General features: G+C 35.4%; 22 protein-coding genes and 1 tRNA gene. 16 read left to right on the top strand and 7 right to left on the bottom strand.

Translation table 11 applies throughout. The features are described 5' to 3' along the window. The first annotated feature begins 52 nt into the window (after positions 1-52). From hisG to proB, 5 genes are read left to right on the top strand one after another with little or no spacing between them, the layout of a single operon-like run. Entirely contained in the window at positions 53-931 is an 879-nt protein-coding gene (hisG, locus tag ACP5O9_RS04535) for an ATP phosphoribosyltransferase (RefSeq protein ID WP_353685715.1), read from the top strand. 13 nt (positions 932-944) lie between these two features. Further along, positions 945-1,259: a 50S ribosomal protein L21 gene (gene rplU / locus ACP5O9_RS04530; protein ID WP_353685716.1), complete on the top strand. Its 315-nt coding sequence runs from the start codon at positions 945-947 to the stop codon at positions 1,257-1,259. Position 1,260: 1 nt separating this feature from the next. Further along, on the top strand, positions 1,261-1,530 hold the full coding sequence (gene rpmA / locus ACP5O9_RS04525) for a 50S ribosomal protein L27 (protein WP_353685717.1): 270 nt from the start codon (positions 1,261-1,263) through the stop codon (positions 1,528-1,530). 34 nt (positions 1,531-1,564) lie between these two features. Further along, on the top strand, positions 1,565-2,563 hold the full coding sequence (obgE, locus tag ACP5O9_RS04520) for a GTPase ObgE (protein ID WP_353685718.1): 999 nt from the start codon (positions 1,565-1,567) through the stop codon (positions 2,561-2,563). Continuing rightward, positions 2,560-3,657 carry a glutamate 5-kinase gene (gene proB / locus ACP5O9_RS04515; protein WP_428723517.1) on the top strand — a complete coding sequence of 366 codons (1,098 nt, stop codon included), beginning with the start codon at positions 2,560-2,562 and terminating at the stop codon, positions 3,655-3,657. Before obgE ends, proB begins: the two co-directional genes overlap by 4 nt. Here the strand turns inward: proB and ACP5O9_RS04510 are convergent. Next, complete coding sequence (locus ACP5O9_RS04510) at positions 3,644-4,720, bottom strand: DUF763 domain-containing protein (protein WP_428723516.1); 1,077 nt, start codon at positions 4,718-4,720, stop codon at positions 3,644-3,646. The two genes, proB and ACP5O9_RS04510, sit on opposite strands and share 14 nt — an antisense overlap. Before the next feature lie 131 nt (positions 4,721-4,851). Between ACP5O9_RS04510 and ACP5O9_RS04505 the strand changes: the two genes are divergently transcribed. Continuing rightward, complete coding sequence (locus ACP5O9_RS04505) at positions 4,852-4,962, top strand: hypothetical protein (RefSeq protein WP_424904422.1); 111 nt, start codon at positions 4,852-4,854, stop codon at positions 4,960-4,962. Between the two features lie 70 nt (positions 4,963-5,032). On the opposite strand, the gene ACP5O9_RS04500 is transcribed toward ACP5O9_RS04505, so the two are convergent. The 5 genes from ACP5O9_RS04500 to ACP5O9_RS04480 are packed head-to-tail and all read right to left on the bottom strand — an operon-like array spanning position 5,033 to position 8,994. Then, on the bottom strand, positions 5,033-5,299 hold the full coding sequence (locus ACP5O9_RS04500; protein ID WP_353685721.1) for a hypothetical protein: 267 nt from the start codon (positions 5,297-5,299) through the stop codon (positions 5,033-5,035). Continuing rightward, the gene (gene fliS, locus ACP5O9_RS04495; protein ID WP_353685722.1) at positions 5,265-5,690 is read right to left on the bottom strand and encodes a flagellar export chaperone FliS; all 426 of its coding nucleotides are present in this window, start codon (positions 5,688-5,690) and stop codon (positions 5,265-5,267) included. Before fliS ends, ACP5O9_RS04500 begins: the two co-directional genes overlap by 35 nt. Then, on the bottom strand, positions 5,687-7,015 hold the full coding sequence (fliD, locus tag ACP5O9_RS04490; protein WP_428723515.1) for a flagellar filament capping protein FliD: 1,329 nt from the start codon (positions 7,013-7,015) through the stop codon (positions 5,687-5,689). Before fliD ends, fliS begins: the two co-directional genes overlap by 4 nt. After that, positions 7,016-7,405 (bottom strand): flagellar protein FlaG, encoded by a 390-nt coding sequence (locus tag ACP5O9_RS04485; protein ID WP_428723514.1) that lies wholly within the window; start codon positions 7,403-7,405, stop codon positions 7,016-7,018. A gap of 56 nt (positions 7,406-7,461) precedes the next feature. Then, a complete protein-coding gene (locus ACP5O9_RS04480; RefSeq protein WP_428723513.1) occupies positions 7,462-8,994 on the bottom strand; it encodes a flagellin in 1,533 nt (510 codons plus the stop codon). A 207-nt stretch (positions 8,995-9,201) separates the two neighbouring features. Between ACP5O9_RS04480 and ACP5O9_RS04475 the strand changes: the two genes are divergently transcribed. Genes ACP5O9_RS04475 through ACP5O9_RS04450 form a run of 6 tightly spaced genes read left to right on the top strand, consistent with a single transcriptional unit; the run spans position 9,202 to position 15,010 of the window. Then, positions 9,202-9,426: a NifU family protein gene (locus ACP5O9_RS04475; RefSeq protein WP_353685726.1), complete on the top strand. Its 225-nt coding sequence runs from the start codon at positions 9,202-9,204 to the stop codon at positions 9,424-9,426. Positions 9,427-9,430: 4 nt separating this feature from the next. Further along, positions 9,431-10,636 carry an N-acetylmuramoyl-L-alanine amidase gene (locus tag ACP5O9_RS04470; protein WP_428723512.1) on the top strand — a complete coding sequence of 402 codons (1,206 nt, stop codon included), beginning with the start codon at positions 9,431-9,433 and terminating at the stop codon, positions 10,634-10,636. Further along, on the top strand, positions 10,637-12,184 hold the full coding sequence (locus ACP5O9_RS04465) for an N-acyl-D-amino-acid deacylase family protein (protein ID WP_353685728.1): 1,548 nt from the start codon (positions 10,637-10,639) through the stop codon (positions 12,182-12,184). It begins immediately after the preceding gene. Further along, positions 12,181-12,822 (top strand): gamma-glutamyl-gamma-aminobutyrate hydrolase family protein, encoded by a 642-nt coding sequence (locus ACP5O9_RS04460; RefSeq protein ID WP_428723511.1) that lies wholly within the window; start codon positions 12,181-12,183, stop codon positions 12,820-12,822. The genes ACP5O9_RS04465 and ACP5O9_RS04460 overlap by 4 nt, the downstream gene beginning before the upstream one ends. 3 nt (positions 12,823-12,825) lie before the next feature. Beyond that, positions 12,826-13,899 carry an AI-2E family transporter gene (locus ACP5O9_RS04455; protein ID WP_353685730.1) on the top strand — a complete coding sequence of 358 codons (1,074 nt, stop codon included), beginning with the start codon at positions 12,826-12,828 and terminating at the stop codon, positions 13,897-13,899. After that, on the top strand, positions 13,892-15,010 hold the full coding sequence (locus ACP5O9_RS04450; protein WP_353685731.1) for a Vms1/Ankzf1 family peptidyl-tRNA hydrolase: 1,119 nt from the start codon (positions 13,892-13,894) through the stop codon (positions 15,008-15,010). Before ACP5O9_RS04455 ends, ACP5O9_RS04450 begins: the two co-directional genes overlap by 8 nt. Here ACP5O9_RS04450 and uvrA read toward each other — a convergent pair. Next, the gene (uvrA, locus tag ACP5O9_RS04445; protein ID WP_428723510.1) at positions 14,999-17,740 is read right to left on the bottom strand and encodes an excinuclease ABC subunit UvrA; all 2,742 of its coding nucleotides are present in this window, start codon (positions 17,738-17,740) and stop codon (positions 14,999-15,001) included. The two genes, ACP5O9_RS04450 and uvrA, sit on opposite strands and share 12 nt — an antisense overlap. 65 nt (positions 17,741-17,805) lie before the next feature. On the opposite strand from uvrA, the gene ACP5O9_RS04440 reads away from it, so the two are divergent. From ACP5O9_RS04440 to ACP5O9_RS04425, 4 genes are all read left to right on the top strand, one after another. After that, positions 17,806-18,348: a ferredoxin domain-containing protein gene (locus ACP5O9_RS04440; protein WP_353685733.1), complete on the top strand. Its 543-nt coding sequence runs from the start codon at positions 17,806-17,808 to the stop codon at positions 18,346-18,348. A 204-nt stretch (positions 18,349-18,552) separates the two neighbouring features. Then, positions 18,553-20,211, top strand: coding sequence for a tetratricopeptide repeat protein (locus ACP5O9_RS04435; protein ID WP_424904414.1), 1,659 nt, complete (start codon positions 18,553-18,555; stop codon positions 20,209-20,211). Next, positions 20,211-21,056: a 4-(cytidine 5'-diphospho)-2-C-methyl-D-erythritol kinase gene (ispE, locus tag ACP5O9_RS04430; RefSeq protein ID WP_428723509.1), complete on the top strand. Its 846-nt coding sequence runs from the start codon at positions 20,211-20,213 to the stop codon at positions 21,054-21,056. Before ACP5O9_RS04435 ends, ispE begins: the two co-directional genes overlap by 1 nt. 6 nt (positions 21,057-21,062) lie before the next feature. After that, positions 21,063-21,134, top strand: a tRNA-Gln gene (locus tag ACP5O9_RS04425). The last annotated feature ends 46 nt before the right edge of the window (positions 21,135-21,180 follow it).

Raw genomic sequence — 21,180 nt, 5'->3', positions numbered from 1 at the left:
ATAAAAATTTTAAACTAAAATTTCTAAGTTTATTTCGGAGGTCTAAATCAGAATGGAAGAAAAAGTATTAAAACTCGGGCTGCCAAAGGGAAGCCTACAAGAAACTACATTGAAGCTATTTAAAAAAGCAGGATACAACATACATGTTTCCCATAGATCCTATTATCCTGTAATTGATGACGAGGAAATCTCAGCCATGCTTCTCAGGGCTCAGGAAGTGCCAGTTTATGTTGAAAAAGGGTATCTTGATTGCGGACTTACTGGATATGACTGGATTCTTGAACAGAATGTAGATGTAATAGAAGTCGCAGAACTCAGATATGCAAAAGAAGGATTTAGACCAGTTAGGTGGGTTATAGCAGTGCCAGAAGACTCTTCAATAAAAACTATTGAAGATTTGCAGAATAAAAGAATTGCCACTGAACTTGTAGGATATACAAAAAGATACTTAAAATCTAAAGGAATTAAAGCTGAAGTTTATTTTTCATGGGGTGCCACAGAGGTTAAACCTCCTTATCTTGCTGATGCAATAGTTGATTTAACTGAAACAGGCGCTTCTTTAAAGGCAAATAAACTACGCGTTATTGAAACAATTCTTGAGTCAACTACTCGTTTTATTGCCAATAAGAGTGCATGGAAAGATCCGTGGAAGAAGAAAAAAATGCAAGACATAGCAATGCTTCTTCAGGGTGCTCTGCTGGCTGAAGAAAAGGTAGGACTCAAGATGAATGTTCCAAAGGATTCTCTTAAAAAAGTGCTCAGCCTGCTTAATTCTCTACATTCTCCTACAATTTCCCAGCTTTATGATGAAAACTGGTATGCAGTAGAGGTTATAATAAATGAAAAAAGAGTGAGAGAGCTTTTACCCAAGCTTAAAGAGGCAGGTGCTTCAGGATTTGTTGAATATCCATTGAATAAAGTAATTCCATGAGGAGGTGTTTTTCATGTACGCTATTATAGAAACAGGTGGGAAACAGTTTAAGGTTAAAGTGGGAGATGTATTAAAAATTGAAAAGATTGATCTTGAACCAGGAAATGAAATAATGTTTGACAGGGTGTTGCTTTTTCAGGGTAATGAAGGGCTTAAAATAGGCTCTCCCTATATTGAAGGATTAAAAGTAAAAGCTGAAGTGATTGAAACTGCAAAAGATAAAAAAGTTGTTGTATACAGACCTCCGTCAAAAAAGGCTATTCATAAACTTAAAGGTCACAAACAATGGTATACTAAAGTAAAGATAAAAGAAATCATGGGAGGATAAAATGGCACATAAAAAAGGTGTTGGAAGCTCAAGAAATGGAAGAGACAGCCAAGCTAAAAGACTTGGTGTAAAAAGATTTGGTGGACAGTTTGTAAAAGCTGGCAATATCCTTGTCCGTCAAAGAGGAACGAAGTTTCATCCCGGAGCTAATGTAGGTGTAGGCTCTGATTATACCCTTTTTGCATTGATTGATGGTATTGTTAAATTCGAAAGAAAAGACAAGCAAAGACTGAAAGTAAGCGTTTATCCAGTTACAGAACCTGCCCAGTAAACTAAGGGTGGCTAATGCCACCCTCTTCAATTCTATGCAATTCGTTGACTATGTAAAAATTTATGTGAAAGCCGGTGATGGTGGAAGAGGTTGTATTAGCTTCCGAAGAGAAAAGTATGTTCCCAAAGGAGGACCAGATGGTGGAGATGGTGGTAAAGGAGGAGATGTAATAATTCAGGCTTCTGGTGAACTCCATACACTTCTTGATCATAAGTATAAAAAAACATACAAGGCACAAAGGGGACAACATGGTAAAGGAAGTAATATGAAAGGCAGAGACGGAGAAGATCTGATTATAAAAGTGCCTGTTGGAACAGTTGTTAAAGATGCTCTAACAGAGCAGATAATTGCTGACCTGAATGAAGAAGGCAAATATACAGTAGTGGCAAAAGGCGGCAAAGGAGGATTTGGCAATGCCCATTTTGCAACTCCCACAAATCAAGCTCCGAGATATGCTCAGTTAGGTGAAAAAGGGGAGGAAAGATGGATAATTCTTGAGCTCAAACTTCTGGCAGATGTGGGACTCATTGGACTTCCAAATGCTGGAAAATCAACCTTAATTTCAGTAATAAGCTCTGCTCGTCCAAAAATTGCTGATTATCCTTTTACTACCCTTGCTCCTGTGCTTGGAGTTGTAAAGTATGGGGATTATCAAAGCTTTGTTGTTGCTGATATTCCAGGCCTGATAGAAGGTGCTCACAAAGGTGCAGGACTGGGGCATCAATTCTTAAGACATGTTGAAAGAACTTCTTTACTTCTTCATCTTGTTGATGTATCAGATTTTTTAGATTCTGATCCAGTACAAGATTTTGAAAAAATTCAGAAAGAACTTGAACTATATAACCCTGCCCTAACAGAAAAACCCTTTGCAGTGGTTGGGACAAAAATTGATATTTCATATAAAAGACAAAGACTGAACAGGCTTAAAGAATACTGCGAAAAAAGAGGTATTGATTTTTTCACGATAAGTGCAGTAAAAAAAGAAGGTATTGATGAACTTCTTAAATATCTTTCAGAAAGGTTGAAAAAGTGAGAATTGTTGTAAAAGTAGGAAGTAATCTTTTAACAGACAAAGCAGGAAGGATAAATCAGAAAAGAATTTCTTCGCTTACTCGAGAGATTTCGGAACTTCATAACAAGGCAATAGAAATTGTAATGGTTTCCTCAGGTGCAATTGCTTCAGGCTTGAAAAAACTCGGACTTAAAAGCAAACCCAAAGAAATAAGAAAAAAACAGGCAACTGCAGCAGTCGGACAACCACTTTTGATGTGGATGTATGAAAAGTATTTCCTAAAATTTAAAAAACACATAGCTCAGATTCTTCTTACAAGAGATGACCTGAGCGATAGAGTTCGTTATGTAAATGCAAAGAATACGATTTTCACACTTCTTGAGATGGGTATAATTCCAATAATTAACGAAAATGACACAGTAGCAACTGATGAGATAAAATTTGGCGATAACGATCAGCTTGCAGCTCTTGTTTCAGGGCTTGTTGAAGCAAATCATTTAATAATTCTTTCAGATGTTGCAGGTCTTTACACTTCAGATCCTAAAAAAGACCCTAATGCCAGATTAATAAAGCATGTAAAAGAGTTTTCAAAAGAACTTACTGAAATAGCAAAACCAACAAGCACGGGATATGGAACTGGAGGAATGTATTCAAAGGTTATTGCTGCAAAAAAGGCAACTTCCTTTGGAATCCCTGTTCATATTGTAGGTGGCAGAAAATATGGAAATATTAAAGCAGTGATTGAAGGAAAGCAGGTGGGAACATTCTTTGAGCCTGTGAAGGAAAAGGTTACCTCAAGAAAAGGATGGATTGCCTATGCAACAAGGTCTAAAGGAAATCTTTACATTGATGAAGGCGCTGTAAAAGCTTTGCTTAAAAATGGCAAAAGTCTTCTCCCATCAGGAATCAAAAAAGTGGAAGGAGATTTTGATGTAGGAGATGCAGTTTACTGCATTGATGAAAAAGGTGAAAAAATTGCCAAAGGACTGGTTAATTATTCATCATGTGAGATAAAGCTTATAAAAGGGAAAAAATCCTCGGAAATTGACAAAATTCTCGGCTATAAATACTCTGATGAAGTAATTCACAGGGACAATCTTGTTATACTTGTGTAATTTTTGCCAGCCTTCTTAATGCGGAAAGCTTTTCTGTTCTTTCGACTTTTGCTTCTTCAATTGCTTTTTTTAAAATCTCAATCGTTCTGTCATAAAGGGTTCTGTCCACAGGATAAGGAGTTCTGTCCTTTCCTCCATGAGCAAAACTGAAACGGGCTGGATCTTTAAAGCTCAAAGGAGTTCCATACAAAAGCTCACAGGTAAGTGCGAGAGCTCTTAAAGTTTTTGCTCCTACTCCCTTTGTCTCAAGAAGAGATTCAAAATCCTTAGGTTGCTTTTCATAGGTTTTAAGCAAAATTTTATATAAATTTTCTGCTTTTACATCATGAATTGTTACAGAATGTCTTTGAGGAAGTTTGAGTTCATTGATTTTTTTAATTTCTTTTATTATTTTTTCAGGATTTTCCTGCGAAAGTATCACTGAAGCCTGTCTAAGCTCTGAAGACTCTTTTGCTGTAAAATTCAATGTTTTTGTTTTTACATCGCAGCAAACTGCCTGATGAGGCTCTTCAACAAAACTCTTAAGAGTAAAACTCAACCAGTGATATCTTCTTGCTGTCTGGAGGGTTTCATTCATTCCCTGTTGAATAACGCACCAATGCCCTTGTTGGGTAAAAATGATTACATGATGATATAAACTAAATCCATCCTGAACTGCCACATTGTCAACTTTTGCAGAAACTCTACTTGCATAGATTAGAGGCTCTGGTGCAAAACCTGACGAATTAGCATAGTTTATTATTTCCTGTGGAGTCTGTAAAGCTTTCTTTGCCTTGCCTCCTGCAATGAACAATCCAAATTCATGCTCAACTCCTCTTAATGCTTCTTTCAGTGCTCCAGTAACAGTAGTGGTAACGCCACTACTGTGCCAGTCAAAGCCAAGAACGCAGCCAAGACATTGAAACCAGTAAGGATCAGAAAGCCTTCGTAGGAGTTCTTCCCTGCCAAGCTCTATTATCATTAACTCAACTATTGCTCTTGAAAGAGCAACCATTCTTTTAAATAGCCACTGAGGAGCTCTACCACTATGAAGAGGCATATTTGCTATTCCTGTTTTTTGCATAATTTATTATAAAATATAAAACAACTAAAAACTTAAAATTAGAGGCTAAAGTGCGAAAAAGAGTTCTGAAAAAAGCTAAATGTAAATATTGCAAGAGTCAGATTTTGATATTCTTTTATTGAAGTAGAATCGTGCTCTGCTGTAGTGAGTGCGGAGCAGAATTTAAAGTGTCTGAATATCTTGATGAAATTGATGAAGAAACATGGGATATTATCTCAAGACGCTCCTGTGATAGAGCATAATTAGCAGGAATTTGCGAATTTTGATAAAATTAAGATTGAAATGGCACTTTGAAAACTTCTTGAAAGTTGATTAACCAAGATATTGTTTTGCTGCCTGAATTTTTTTTAATTCTTCAACTAAAAATTGCTTCTTTTCTTCAGAAAGTTCTTTCAAATAGGCTAAAACTCTACCCACTGCCTGCAATTCTTCAGAAGACAGACCTGCCATGTCCTCTGCATTGATCTCCTGAATAATTGAAAGAGCTTCTTCATAACGATTTTCCTTGAGGGCGATTTGAGCCTTAATCAGCAGACTTCTTATTTTAGACGGCTCCAGCAGTTGCTCTTCCGGGTTCATACTGTCCTTCCTTTGCCTGTTTTTTTACATCCTCCCATGCTGCCTTAAGATTATTTAAAATTTCTATGCATTTGGAAATTGTTTCAACATCATTAAAAAGATTGGCTCTTACAAGCTGTTCTACAATGGTTGTGTAAATTATGCTTAGATTTTCTGCAATCTGTCCACCACGCTGTCTGTCAAGAATGTCATTGAGATAATACATTATATCTGTTGCTCTGCTTAGTTCAATAGCCTTTTTCTTTACAATTTCAGGATCATCAACCCCTTTAATTATTAACTCCCTTGCAATATTAAGGGAAACAATTGCTCTATCATAAAGCATTGTTATAAGTTCAAGAGCATCTGCTCCCATTACCTTGCTTTGCAAATAGGCATCTACATAATTCATTTTTTACCTCCCTTTGTCATTTCTGAAAGTGTTGTCATAAAGTCTTGAAGTCTGTTACTTATTTGATTCATCTGTGATATAAATGATTCAAGACGGGCATACTCTTGCCTCAGTCTTTCTTCATATTTTGCAAGATACTCCTGCATGCTGGAGATTTTATCATCAATTGAATTAATCTGGGATTCTTCCATGCCTTCATATGTTTTTATTGAAGAAGTCCATCCAGTCAGTGCAGTGCTAAAAGAGTTTTTGATTGTAGTTATTATATTTTTTAATTTATCAGGATTTGATGATTGCAAAGACTGTAATGCATCGGTGTTTATTGAAATTGTTCCATCTTTGTCAGAATAATTAATTAAACCAGCACTTATAAGTGGATTGAGAAGATTTACAAAACCTGTTTTAATTGTTGTAACTGCGGCTTCACCCTGAAACTGAGCACCTTTGGCAGTCATTGAGTTTACAAGAGATATTACTGAATTATAATAATTTGCAAAGCTATTAAGAGTGGCTGTTATCTGAGAGTAATCTTCGCTCACTGTTAATGTGGCTGAACCTGTCTTGTTTACTGTAATATTAAGTCCTGTAAGCAACCCTGAAAATGTATTTGTTGGGCTTGTTACAGGAGTTGTTGAATTTCCTATTGTTATTGATGCATTCTGAGCATTCTGAATTGGACTGTCCAGGCTACCAAGCTCTACAGGCATTCCTGTTGCTTCAATAACATAAGAAGAAGTGGCTGTATTTGTTTCCTTTTTTGAGTTTGCAGGGTTTGCTTCAGTGAGCAATAGCCTGTAGTCTGAGCCTGTATAGTAAACTGAGGCTTTGATGTTGTTTTGAGCTGAATTTATACTATTTACAAGGTCCTGAAGCGTTTGCCCTGCTGAGTAATTTATATTGTAAGTAAGATAATTTAAGTCATCCGTCCAGTACTTAAGTGTAAGAGTTCCTGAAGATGAAAATGTCCCTGTTAATGAAGACAGTCCTTGTGTGCTTGCACGCATTTCTGTTTGAGCAAGCTTGTTAACTGTTATATTCATTGTCAGATTTGGAGTATCCGATGTTGCAGTTGCCTCTAAAACCGTTGTATCTGAAGAAGTTGCTTTTTTTGTATTAAAAATACTGCTTATGTTGAGATTGCTGAAAAAATTCTGAATGTCACTGACTGCACCATAAAGATTTGTAAGACTTGAAACCTTTGCCTGAAGCAGAGCTTTCTTCTGAATAAGGGCAGTAAGAGGCTGTTGCTTTATCTGCATTAATTTATCAATTATTGCTCCTGTATCAAGTGTTCCTGTAATACCTGAAAAATATAAATCTGCCACTTAAACCTCCCTCGAGTAAAATATTCCTTTAAGTTCTTCCATTCTTCTTAAAATCTCAACAATCCATTCTGGTGGAATCTGTCGTATTACTTCCTCTGTTGTCATATCAATAATCTTTGAGATAGGCATCTGAAGCTCCTGATCTATATCTATCTGAAGATATTTCTCAAGCATGCTGAATTTGTGTCTTAGCTCTTCCATCATTTTGTTAAGCTCTTGCTGAGACACTGTTATTTTTTGATTTTTATTTGTTCCACTTAAATTATCATCGTTTTCAGTTTTAATTATGTCTTTCTGATTTGCATAAATAATTGTTTGAGTATTGTCTGTTTCCGTGTGTCTGTATGGATTTATGATTATTGTTTCCCTTTCTATCCCATCCACCTTCATATTTGACTCCCTTTAAAAAATTAAACAGGGGAGGGAGTCCTCCCCTACTCATTTTACTATCTCAGAAGCTGAAGCACAAGCTGTGGAAGTGCATTTGCCTGTGCAAGCATTGCCATACCTGCCTGCATTCTTATCTGCATTGTTGTAAAGTTGCTCATCTCAGCTGCAAAGTCTGTGTTACGAATGACATTTTCAGCTTCCTTTGTGTTGTCATAGGATGTCTTCTGACCATCCCATATTGCCTGAAGATTGTTAATTACTGAACCAATCTGGGTACGAACTCTGTCAACCTTTTTAATTGCAGTATTTGCAATATCAATAGCAAGTTCTGCTCCAGCATTTGTTGTTACATTAATGCTATTTAGGTTAAAGAAACTTCCATTTCCTGTAGCTGCAACACCAAGACCTTCAGTAGAACTGCTTATTCCAGTGAAATCATAATTATATGAATCTGTTCCAGCAATTGACAGATTTCCAACTTTTACAGCAGAGCCTGTAGCAGTAGTTGCTGATGATACTGATCCTGAAGCACCCTCAAGAAGTGTAGCAAGGTTAACAGAAAGACCAGTAGTAGAAGTTACCTCTACTCCTATTGTTTCTCCAGTTGTTGTAAGGACAAGCCTACTTCCAGAAGTTGAAGCAGTTATATTTAAGCCTTTAGCTGAAGCTTGAGTATTTATCTGGGAGACAAGCTGATCAAGAGTAAGAGTTTGTCCAGAACTTACTGTAATAGAAATTGCGTTTGCAGAAGCGGTATTAGAACCTACATAAAAATTTATAGTAGCAGACTGATTTGTTCCTGCCTGGATATTGCTGAAATCTGTGCTTGCTGTAGAGCTATTTTTTGCTCTTGCAGAGATTCCTAAAGACTGTAATGTTGCATTATTGTTTATTGCATCTGCTATTGCCTTTGCATCAACAGCACCAGTATAGCTAAGATATGATGAATCTTTAAGACTTACGCCTGCTACAGTTACTGTATCAGCAGAAGCGTCATACTGCCAGTTTGCTGTAATTAATGCAGTATAAGCTGATGTTGCACTTGATGTAACCTGACCCGTTCCCTGGACTACATAAGCACCAATGTTTGATGCCTTTACATTTGGAATACTTGTTGTAATTGTCTGATCTGCCCTTGCACCATAGTGGATAACCTTACTTGCAAATGTTCCATCAAGAAGTTTAATTCCATTGTATTCTGTATCAGTTGCGATTTTCTGAATGGCATCAACAAGATTTGTAATATCATTCTGAAGTGCTGCACGGGCATTCGGGTCATTGATGTCATTTGCTGCAGACTGCGCTTTTGTGTAAATTGTCTGAAGTTTTTCAAAAATCTGTCCAACATTTGACTCTGCAATCTGAAGTGCACTTATACCTGTCTGAATATTACGATTACCCTGGTCCAAAGCTGCTCCAACTGTTGCAAGCTGGTCTGCAATAAACAGACCTGCTGCATCATCTGCTGCACTTAAGATTCTCTGACCTGTTGAAATTCTTAAAAGAGATTTGTTCATTGCCCTTTCATTTCTTAAAAGGGCAGTGTGTGTTACTGTTGCCTCTGCATTGAAGTTAATTCTTAATGCCATGGTTTAAACCTCCATGTTTTTTATTTAGGATGCCTCCTGCATCCAGACAGCATACGGGTGAATTCGCTCCTTCACCTCCTTTCCACCCTGCTGTCTTAATTTTTTAATCGGTGAATTTTTAAAAAAGTTTAGCTTCACACCCCTTGAGCTTGAGAAAATATTTTGCAAATAGGGTATAATTATTAAAAACAACAGAGGAGGTTTTTCATGATTGACAGAACAAAGGTTGAGCAAGTTCTTGGCAAAATAAGAGTGGGACTTATGGCAGACGGAGGTAACATTGATCTTGTTGAGATTAAAGATGATGTAATTTATGTGAAGTTAAAAGGAGCATGTGGAACATGTCCAATGGCAACACTTACTCTTAAAAACTGGGTTGAAAAGACTCTTAAAAGTGAGATTCCAGAGGTTAAAGAAGTTGTAGCTGTTTAATGGGATGTTAAGATTTTTCAGGGTTCTATCCATTTTTGCTTTTGTAGCACTGTCTGCTTTTTCTGCTTTTGCACAGGAAAAGATTCAAGTTAAGGATATAAGATGTTATGAGCTTTCTGAAAGATTAAGGGTAGTAATTGAAACAACAGGAATTTCTGAGTTTGTAAAGGGAGAGCTTAAAAATCCTGAAAGACTTTTCTTTGATATAAAAAATGCCTCACTCAATAAAGAGTTAAAAAAAGAGTATTCAGTAAACAGCCCGGTTGTAAGCAAAATTCGCGTTGGACAGTTTGATGCCAATACAGTAAGAATCGTTTTTGACCTTAAAAAACCTGATTATGAATTCAAAATCATTCAGCTGGAAGATCCTTTCAGAATGGTAATTGATATATATCCGAGGGGAAATGCCAAGTCATCAATAAAATCTGATGATGGAGAAGTAAAAAACATACTGAAGCGAAAAATTGTCATTGATCCAGGGCATGGAGGTAAGGATCCCGGTGCAATTGGACCTTCAGGATTGAAGGAGAAAGATGTTACACTTGATATTGCTCTGAAAGTTAAAGAACTCTTAAAAAATGAACCCTCCTTTGAGGTAATCCTAACAAGAGACAGAGATGTTTTTATACCACTCAATGAAAGAACAGAGATTGCAAACAGACTTCAGGCTGATCTTTTTATTTCCATTCATGCAAATGCCTCTTCAAATTCTTATGCCCGCGGAATAGAAACATATATTCTCAACTGGACTGATGATGAGGAAGCAATAAGAGTTGCAGCAAGAGAAAACGCCATTTCTATTAAAAAAATGAAACAGTTAAAAAGTGAAGTGGGATTTATGCTGGCTTCTTTAGAAAGAGAAGCAAAGAGAGACAGTTCTGTTCGGCTTGCAGGATATGTTCATAATTCACTAACTGAAAGCTTAAAGTCTGCATTCTTAAGGCATGACAATGGACTAAAGGGTGCTCTTTTTTATGTACTTGTTGGAGCTCAGATGCCTTCCTGTCTTCTTGAAGTATCCTACATCAGCAATCCAGAAGAAGAAAAACTTCTCAGCAGTGATTCATACAGAATGCAAATAGCTCAATCAATTGTTGAAGGAATAAAAAATTATTTTATGCACACAGAGCAAATTAAAAAAGTAAAATATACAAGGCATAATTCTTCAAAAACTAAAGTAAATGGGCAAAAAACAAAAAAGGCAATTTAAATGGATTTGTTCATAGAAAAAGCCTTAATCTTTAATGGACTTGGCAGTCCTGCCTTTGAAGCTAACATAGGAATAAAAAAGGACAGAATAGTTTACATAGGCAAAGAAAAATACTCTGCCAGGGAAACCATAAATGCAAAGGGATTGATTCTTTCACCTGGTTTTATTGATACACACTCCCATTCTGATTTCACAATCCTTGCAGACCCTGTTGCAGAAGGCAAAATAACGCAGGGAATAACCACTGAAATAAATGGCAACTGCGGAGTATCAGGATTTCCAATGTTTGGTGAAGTTTTTGAAAGAAGACTTTCGGAAATAAACCTGCTTGGGCTAAAACCATGGAATGACTTTAAGCATTACATTGATTTATTGAAAAAAGCAGCTCCTTCAATTAATTTTATCACCTTATGCGGACACGGTAATATTCGCGGCTGTGTAATTGGATACAAAAATGTGAAAGCCCAAAAAAAAGAGATAAACAAGATGAAAGAAATTTTGAAATCCCATCTTGCTATGGGAGTAAAAGGTCTTTCAACAGGCTTGATATATCCACCTGGAATTTTTTCTGATACAGAAGAAATCATTGAGCTTGCAAAAACTTTAAAGAAATTTAAAGGTATTTACGCAACTCATATGCGGAGCGAAGGTGAAAAGCTTCTCAGTGCATTGGAAGAAACAGTTTTTATTGGAATGAAAACAGGAGTTTCTGTTCATATATCTCATCTTAAGACATCAGGGAAGGAAAACTGGTGGAAGATTGAAGCAGTTTTTAAAATTATTGAAGAGGCGCATTCTAATGGAATAAAAATAACAGCAGATCGATATCCTTATACTGCCTCTCAAACAGATCTTGATGCCTTCTTACCATCATGGATAATTGAAGGAAGCAGGGATGATATTATAAAGAGACTGAAAAACAAAAACATAAGGAATCAAATTAAGAAATATCTTAAACAGCGCGGAAGAGAGTTTCTAAACAGTCTTTTAATTTCCGATGCTGCTTTTAACAGAACACTTGAGGGCAGGAGACTGGGAGAGATTATTGATTTTGAATGCTCTGCTGACTTTATATGTGATTTACTGATTCGTTCAAATCTTCAAGTTGGAGTGATATACTTTGGAATGAGCGAGGAAAATCTTGAAAAAATTCTTTCCAGACCCTATGTTATGATAGGAACTGACAGCTCTGCAAGAAGTTCAAAGGGGATTACAAGACAGGGGAAACCTCATCCAAGAGGTTTTGGAAGTTTTCCAAGATTTATAAAAAGATATGTTCTTGATAAAAAGATATTAAGCCTTGAAGAGGCAATAAGAAAAATTACTTTTCTGCCAGCAAAAACTTTCAAAATAGAAAAAAGAGGAGCTATAAAGGAAGGCTATTTTGCAGATATTGTTATTTTTGATCCTGCTGAGATTGAAGACAGAGCCACCTTTGAAAATCCTTTTAATACTTCAAAGGGGATCAAATATGTTATTGTAAATGGAGAAATTGCTGTATTTGAGGGTTCTCTAACAGGAAAAAGAAGTGGAAGAATGCTTTTATGAAAGTTGTTGGAATCACATGTAGTATTGATGAAAAAAAGATTTATTTAAACAGGGATTATATCCAGAGCATTATCAGAGTCGGTCTTACTCCTTTAATAATTTCACCGGATATGACAGAAAAAGTAATTGATAGTATTGATAAAATTTCAGGACTACTGATCTCAGGAGGTGAAGACATAAATCCAGAATTTTATGGAGAAAAAAATACTGCCTGTAAAAGTCTTGTTCCTGATGAGAGGGTTATGGCAGAGATGAAGCTTCTTGAGATATTTATTCAAAAAGAAAAACCTGTTCTTGGAATATGCTATGGAATGCAGCTTATGAATGTTTTTTTAGGAGGAACTCTCTGGCAGAACATTGAAACTGATATAAATCACACAGAAGGCGATCATGAAATTCAGGTCATTGATGATTTTTTATTGAAAAAAGGCATTTATAGAGTAAACAGTTCCCATCATCAGGCAGTTAAAACTCCTGGTAAAGGTCTTGAGATATTTTGCATGGCAAAAGATAAAGTTATTGAAGGAGTTTATCTTAAAGGGCATCCTTTTTTTATAGGAGTTCAGTGGCATCCAGAAAGAGATTGCTCTGAAGCCTCATGGAAGATTTGGCAAAGTTTTTCAAAAAAGATAAAATAAAATATGAGTCCTTCAAAAAAATACAGACTCTCTCTTGAAAGAAGCTTTTATATCTGGATTTTATTGTTTTTTATCGGTATTCTGGGGTATCTTAACTTTCAGATACTTAAGTCTTTTTTCGCCTCCCTTGGCTGGGCTACAGTTATTGCTCTTGTATTTCACCCTATTTTTGATTTTGTAAAAAAGTTTTTAAAATATAAAGGATTATCAGCATTTGTAACAATTCTGCTCATAATACTTCTCTTTCTTCTCCCTTTTGTTTTTATATCATATCAAATAATACTTGAAGCAGGAGAGCTTATAAAAAAAGTAAATCTTCCAGAACTTGTAAATAATATAACAACAAATCCTGTACTGGTAAAAATACTTGAAAAGCTAAGCTTTATTACTGCAGGAGATGTTTCATCTACAGAAAATTTAATTAAAAATGAAATCGGAAATTTAATGAAAGAAAGCGCCTTAAGAATTGCACACGGATTTGGTGATGTAGTGAATCTGTTTATCAATCTTATCTTAACTTTTTTTATTGCTTTTTTCTTTTTAAAGGACGGAGAGAGCTTTGTAAAAAAAATTGGCGAGTTTTTACCCTTTGCTGAGACAGATAAAGTATCCATAAGAAAGCAGATAAAAAACATAATTTATACCACATTTTATGGAGGCATTCTTATAGCAATACTTCAGGGCACAATTCTTGGAATAACCTTTTATCTTCTTAATATTCCTTCAGCAACTTTGTGGGGATTTGCAACTGCTATAGCATCTTTTATCCCTGTCTTAGGAGCTTTTGCTGTATGGGGTCCTGCCTCTGTTTATTTGCTGGTTAAAGGTTATATTTTAAAAGGATTAATTCTTGCAGTTGTTGGAGCACTGGTAATAAGCTCAATTGATAATGTTTTGAAACCTGTAATAATAAAAGGTAGAGTAAAATTACCACTTATTTTTATATTCCTGTCTGTTCTTGGTGGTATCAAGGTTTTTGGACTTATTGGATTTATAATTGGTCCGCTTGTTTTTAGCCTTTTTGTTTCCTTCCTGGAGATTTTAAAGAACTTTATAGGAGGTGCTGAAAATGTTTGAGAGAAAGGATTTAGAAAGACTTGAAAAGTTCAAATTTGAAGATGCTTTCGTCGTAAGTCTTTTTCTTAATGTTTCTCCACAGGAGAGAAAAAAACAGGCTTATCTGTCAAAATTTAAAAATCTTGTAAAAGCTTTACCAGAAAAAACTCTGAGCTCTGTCAAAGAAGATATAGAAAAGATAGAGAGTTTTCTTCAGAGCGAAAGAGAATCTTTTAAAAAATCTCTTGTTATTTATAGCTGTATTAAAAAAGAGCTTTGGATAAGGTATGATTTAAATGTGGAACTTAAAGAGGATTTAATAGTTGATAAAACTCCTTATACAAGCCCGCTTTTTGATTTAATTGATAATTATCAGAAATATGGCGTTATTCTTGTTGACAAACGCACAGCAAGAGTTTTTTTAGTTTTCCTCGGAGATATTGAAGAATATGGAATGATTGAGCATGAAGATGTACCGGGCAAACATAAGAAAGGCGGATGGTTTGCTCTGGCAGAGAAGAGATATGAGAGACACATTGATTATCATGTAAAAATGCATCTTAAGGATGTTGTGGATAAGTTCGGAGATTTTCTTAAAGACAAAGAGATTAGAAGACTTATTGTTGCAGGTCCGGACGAAGCAATTTCCCATTTGATGGATATGATTCCTGATGAAGTGAAACTAAAAATAGTAGGAAGAGCAAACATTGAAAAACATGCTTCAAAGGAAGAAGTTCTGGAAAAAGTTCTTCCAATAATTGAAGAATATGAAAAATCTAAGGAAAAAGAAACAGTTTCCGAACTTATTACAAGGGCATTGAAAAATGACAACTCTGTCACTGGAATTGATGATACTCTGAAATATTTAAGAGAAAAAAGAGTAATGAAACTTGTCATAGCCAGAGATTATGAAGTAGAGGGTTACATCTGTGAAAACTGCGGTTTTGCAACAACTCAGCCTGTTGAATGCTGTATGGAATGTGGTAACTGCGTAATGAAAGCTGATAACTTACTGGAAAAGGCTACAGAAATGGCAATTGAGCAATCTGCCCTCGTTGAGGTTGTAAAGGATGAAAAGGACAGACAGAGACTTATTGAATATGGTGGTATTGGTGCCTTCTTAAGATTTTAAGTGTTCTCTTAGATATTTTGCAGTGTAGGAATTTTTAACTTTAAGGAAATCATGGAGGTTACCTTCGTAAAGAAGGTAGCCTCCTTCATCTCCGCCTTCAGGTCCAAGATCAATTATCCAGTGAGCATCTGCTATTACCTGAAGATTGTGTTCAATTATAATTACTGTCGCTGATTTATCAATGAGTCTTTTCACAATATGGAGAAATTTCTTTATATCTTCATAATGAAGTCCAACAGTTGGTTCATCAAGAATGTAAATAAAACCTTTAAGATTGGATTTTCTTGATGTGATTGAATTAATAATTTCTTCACAGATTTTAATTCTCTGTGCCTCACCACCTGAAAGAGTTGTAGCAGGCTGTCCTAATCTCAGATAACCAAGACCGAGTTCTCTCACAATATTTATTTTTTCTCTTAATGCAAACTCATCACAAAAAAATTCATAGGCTTCATCAAAGCTCATTGATAAAACTTCATGGATGTTTTTGTCTTTGTATTTTATTTCCAGCACTTCTTTTTTGAATCTTTTCCCTTCACAGTCCTCGCATGGTAAAAATAAATCTTCAAAAAAATACATCTGAACTCTTATAAATCCTTCACCTTTACAGGTTGGGCACTGACCTTCTGAACTGTTTACAGAAAAAGCACCAGAGGACAGTCCTCTTGCTCTTGCCTCTCTTTGAGAGGCAAATATGTCACGAATTTTGCTATAAAGCCCGAGATATGTAACTGGCATAGACTTTGGTGTTTTTCCAATGGGAGATTGATCAATGAGTTTTATTGTTTTAATATTTTTTATTCCTTCAATGCCATCAAATGAAAGGGGCTCTTCATTGTCCAAACCGAGCTGGTTTGCCACTGCTTTATAAAAGGTATCAACAACAAGAGAGCTTTTCCCTGAGCCTGAAACTCCTGTTACCACTGTAAGAGCGTTCAGTGGAAAATGAACTGTGATGCCTTTGAGATTATGTCCCCTGGCATTTTTTAAAGTGATAAATTCTTTGTAAAACCTGGAAAATTGGCTAATTAAATACGCATCATTTTCTTTAAGATAATTGGCAGTAGGTGTATTCATTTTTAAAAAATTCTTCATTTTTCCAGAGTAAATTACTTTGCCACCAGAACTACCACCTCCAGGACCGAGTTCTATTATCCAGTCTGCCTGTTTTATTACATCTCTGTCATGTTCCACAACTATTACTGTATTTCCATAATCTGTAAGCTCTTTCATAACTTTAATAATTCTATCAGTGTCTCTTGGATGAAGTCCCACAGTTGGTTCATCAAGAATATAAAGAGTTGCGGTAAGCTTATTTGAAAGCTGATTTGATATATTAAGTCTCTGGTACTCTCCCCCAGAAAGAGTTTTAATCTGCCTGTCAAGAGTTAAATATTTCAGCCCTACTCTTTCAAGAAAATCAAGCTTTTCAGAAATCTGTTTTAAAGGTTCTTCTGCGACCCTGGCTTGTTCCGGAGAAAGTTTAAGTAATTGAATCCATTTTTTAAGCTCAGTTACTGACATAAAGTTTAAATCACCTATGTCAAGTCCATTTATTTTAAACATCAATGCTTCTTCCTTTAATCGCTTTCCTTTACATACTGGACACAGAGAAGGCTTTCTAATTCTTGAAAGAAAAACTCTTATATGAACCTTGTATCTTTTTCTTTCAAGTTCTTCAAGAAAATCATTCACTCCGTAAAAATACTGATTCCCTGTAAAAATAAGATTTTTGTGCGCCTCTGGTAGAGCTCTGTAAGGAATATTTACATTGATTCCTGAAAGCTTTGCTCCCCTGATAAGCTGCTGTTTCCACCATTTGAGTGATGGTCTTTCCCATATTTCAATAGCGCCTTCAGCAAGGGAAATCTCTTTATCTGGAATAATAAAACTTTCATCATATTTGAGTATGTAACCAAATCCTTTGCATTCAGCACAGGCACCCTGTGGATGATTAAAGGAAAAAAGAAGTGGAGAGGCTTCTGGAGCTTTTATACCGCATTGAGGGCATATTGCCTCAGAAGGGAAATTGAGCAATATATTGTCTTCAACAATGTAAACTTTAACATTCCCCATCTTGAAAGCTATTTCCACTGAATCATTAAGTCTTGAAACATCTGAAATGCGTAGCCTGTCAACAATTATCATTTTCAATTTTTCATGAAATTCTGAAAGCTCTTTTACCACAGCATGAGTATTTTCATATATGAAAACTCTTGAAAAACCAAGTTTAATAAGTTTTTCAGTAGATTCTTCGCTTTCAAACATTATAAATGCTCTTTTGCCAGAGTAATTTTGTAAGAGTTCCTGAACGATCTTTGAAGGGCTCCATGCTTTTATCTCTCTTTTACATTCTGGACATATGGGAATTGCTATTTTGGAAAAAATTATTCTCAGATAATCATAAATTTCAGTATGGGTTCCAACAGTTGCTCTTGAACCTTTAACAGGATTCCTCTGCTCAAGAGCTATAGAGGGTCTTAAATTGTCAATTAAGTCAACATCCGGTCTTGGAAGTTTTTCAATAAATACTCTTGCATAACTTGACATGCATTCAATAAATCGCCACTGAGCCTCAGCATATATTGTGTCAAAGGCAAGAGATGATTTGCCAGAGCCTGAAATCCCCGTAATTACAGTTAATTTATTGTGAGGAATGAGTAACTCTATGTTTTTTAGGTTATTCTGCCTTGCTCCTTTAATTATGATATAATCCTCTACTTTGCTCATGGGCATCTTTTATTCTAACTATATGATAAAATATTTAATCAACATTAACTTTGGGAGGTAAATAAATGAAGCTTAATCCAGAAAAAGAAGTAATTGAAACTGTAGCAAAAATAATGCTTATCTCAGCAAGAACAGCACCAAAAGCAAAGGGAGAAGATGAAATCGTTACAGCAATTGTTACTCAGGAAGAAAAAGAAGCAATTGCCAGACAGATGGAAGTAATTGGTGAGCAGGCTACCCATAAATTTTTCAAAAGAGATGCTCAAAATGTGAGAGATGCTGAAGGATTAATTCTTGTTGGGCTAAACTTTAAAAAACCTGCTGGAGTAAACTGCGGGGCTTGTGGTTATGACTGCAACTCAATCATTAAACAAAAGACATATGAGGTTGAATATTCAGGACCTGTATGCACAATCAGAGTAATTGATCTTGGTATTGCAATTGGCTCACTTGTTTCAGTTGCTAAAGAATTGGGAGTTGACAACAGGGTAATGTATTCTGTAGGTGTTGCCGCAAAAAAACTTGGATTTATGGATTCACAGATTATACTCGGTATTCCATTAAGTATAAAAGGGAAAAATATTTTCTTTGATAGAAAGCCTGTATAAAATGGTATAATTGATGTAGAGCATGAAGCTCTAAAAACCTCATGAAGAGGTTTAAAATCCCTATGAAAGGGGGGTGCCAAGATGATTAAGAAAGTTTCAGGAAAGGCAATGCCTACCTGCAAATGCAAAGGTTCCTGCTAAGTTAAAAAGAGGGGGAAAAATCCCCCTCTTTTTTTATTGCTTCAGAGTATGCCATAATATTTTATGCGATATGTTTTATTTCTGATTTTTATTTTTTTTCTTTTTATTCCCCTACCAGCAAATGGAGAAGTTTATTTCAATTTCATGGCTGGATATTATGCCAGCATAAACGGAGATTTAAATAAAGCAATTGACTTTTACAAAGAAGCATTAAAAGAAGACCCATCATCAAAACTTCTCAAGATACTTTTAGCTGATTCATATTTAAATATTGACGAACTGGAAACAGCAAAGAGCTACATCAATGAAGTATTAAAGGAAGACCCTGAAAACACAAAGGCTTTACAGGTTCTTGCCTCCATTTATGTAAAGGAAAAGAAAATTAATGAAGCTATTGGAGTGTATGAAAAGATTCTAAGTCAATCACCAAACAGAATTGAAATGCTTTCAAAAATCGGTAATTTATATCTTATCTCCCAGAAGTATGATAAGGCAATTGAAACCTTTAAGAAAATACTGAAAGAAGACCCTGACAATATAATGGCTTTACACTTTCTTGGAGTAATTTACATTGAAAAAAAGGATTTTCAATCAGCTCGGGAGAGTTTTAAAGCAATTCTTCAACTTAATCCTGATTATGAGCCTGCATATACAAATTTAGGAGCAGTTGAGGAGATTTCCGGAAACTTTAAAGAAGCTGAGAAATATTTCAAAAAAGCATTGGAACTTAATCCTGAAAATCTTTTTGCAAGAGAACGCTTGATAAATCTATATCTTTCCCGTAAATCATACGGAGAAGCAATAAAAGAACTTGAAACCCTGAAAGAACAAAAATCAGAGGCAGAGCAGATCCATGAAAAACTTGCTATTCTTTATTTACAGACAAAACAGTATGATAAAGCTCAGGAAGAACTTGAGTATCTCCTACAAAAACATCCAGATGATCTGAATCTTATGTACTATCTTTCCTTAGTTTACATTGAAACAGGAAAACTAACAGAGGCTGAAAAGATACTGAAAAGAATTATCTCAATCAATCCAAAGCAGATAAATGCCTTTTTAAATCTTGCCACAGTTTATTTAAAACAGAAAAATCTTAAAGAAGCTTTAAATATTTATGATGAGATTCTTCAGTTTGCAGATAATGTGCCTGAAATTTATATCTATGCCACAGAAACTGCTATGGATTTAAAGGATTATCAAAAAGCAAAGCAATATATTGAAAAAGCGCTCAATAAATTTCCTGATAATGCTGATATTAACTTTACTGCAGGGGTTGTTTTTGACAAACTTGGCAGATTTGAGGAAACAGAAAAGTTAATGAAAAAAGTTATTTCTCTTAATCCAGAGCATGCCGAAGCTCTTAATTATCTTGGCTACAGCTATGCTGACAGAGGCATTAATCTAAAAGAGTCTCTATCAATGATAGAAAAAGCAGTAAAACTGAAACCCAACAATGGATATTATCTTGACAGTCTTGGATGGGTTTACTTCAAACTTGGAGACAATAAAAATGCTTTAAAGTATCTTATTGAAGCAATAAAATATGTAAAAGATGACCCTGTAATTCTTGAACATCTTGGAGATGTTTATAAAGAACTCGGAAATTTTAAAGAAGCTCTTCAGAGCTGGCAGGAAGCATTAAAACATAATGAAAAAGAAGAAGGTTTAAAAGAAAGAGTAGAAAAAAAGATAAAAGAAATTCAACCTTTAATCAAATAATGCGCATCTTTAAGGCATTTGCTAAAATAAACTGGTCGCTTTCAGTTTTAAGAAAAAGACAAGATGGTTACCATGACATTATCACATTAATGCATGCCATAGATCTGCATGATACCCTGATTTTTAAATCTTCGGAAACAATAGAAATTGAAACAAACCTGCCAGTAAAAAAGGAAAATAATCTGGTATACAAGGCAATTCAGGCATTACAGGAATACACTAAAATAAAAAAAGGTGTCCATGTTATCCTAAAAAAGAAAATCCCCTGTGGTGCAGGTCTTGGTGGAGGCAGTTCTGATGCAGCTGTTACTCTTAAAGCTTTAAATGAACTGTGGCAGCTCAATCTTGACATAAAAAAACTCCATGAGTTAGGAAGCTCAATTGGCAGTGATATACCTTTTTTCCTTTATCTTCCACTATGTATTGTGCAGGGAAGGGGTGATATAGTTAAACCTTTAAAAATTCAGAAATCTTATACGCTTTTGCTGGTTAAACCTGATTTCAGCATTTCTACAAAGTGGGCTTATGAATCTTTAAATTTTAAAACTCAATTGACAACAGAATACGAAAAAATAAATAATAATATTTGGCAGTTGTATAATCTACTCTGTAGTGGTGATGTTAATAGTTTTAACTTGTGGAATGATCTTGAAAAGCCTGTTTTGGAAAAGTATCCTGAGATAGATAAAATTAAAAAAAAATTGATTGAAGCTGGCGCTAAAAAAGCTCTGATGAGTGGAAGTGGCTCAACAGTGTTTGGATTGTTTAACAATGAAGCGGATGCTAAAAAAGCATTGAAAAATTTTGAAGGATACTGGTGTAAAGTGGTTCAAACCCTTTGTTGACATCTTTGGGGAGTCGCCAAGCGGCAAGGCAGCGGATTTTGGATCCGCCATTCGCAGGTTCGAATCCTGCCTCCCCAGTAAAAAACCCTCAGAAAGAGGGTAATTTTATTTTAAGGAGATGGGA

The sequence above is a fragment of the Thermodesulfovibrio sp. genome (assembly GCF_049969575.1).
GTDB classification, from domain to species: Bacteria; Nitrospirota; Thermodesulfovibrionia; order Thermodesulfovibrionales; family Thermodesulfovibrionaceae; genus Thermodesulfovibrio; species Thermodesulfovibrio obliviosus.
The sequence above is the reverse complement of the archived record's forward strand: the minus strand, read 5'-3'. Positions and strand labels throughout refer to the sequence as shown.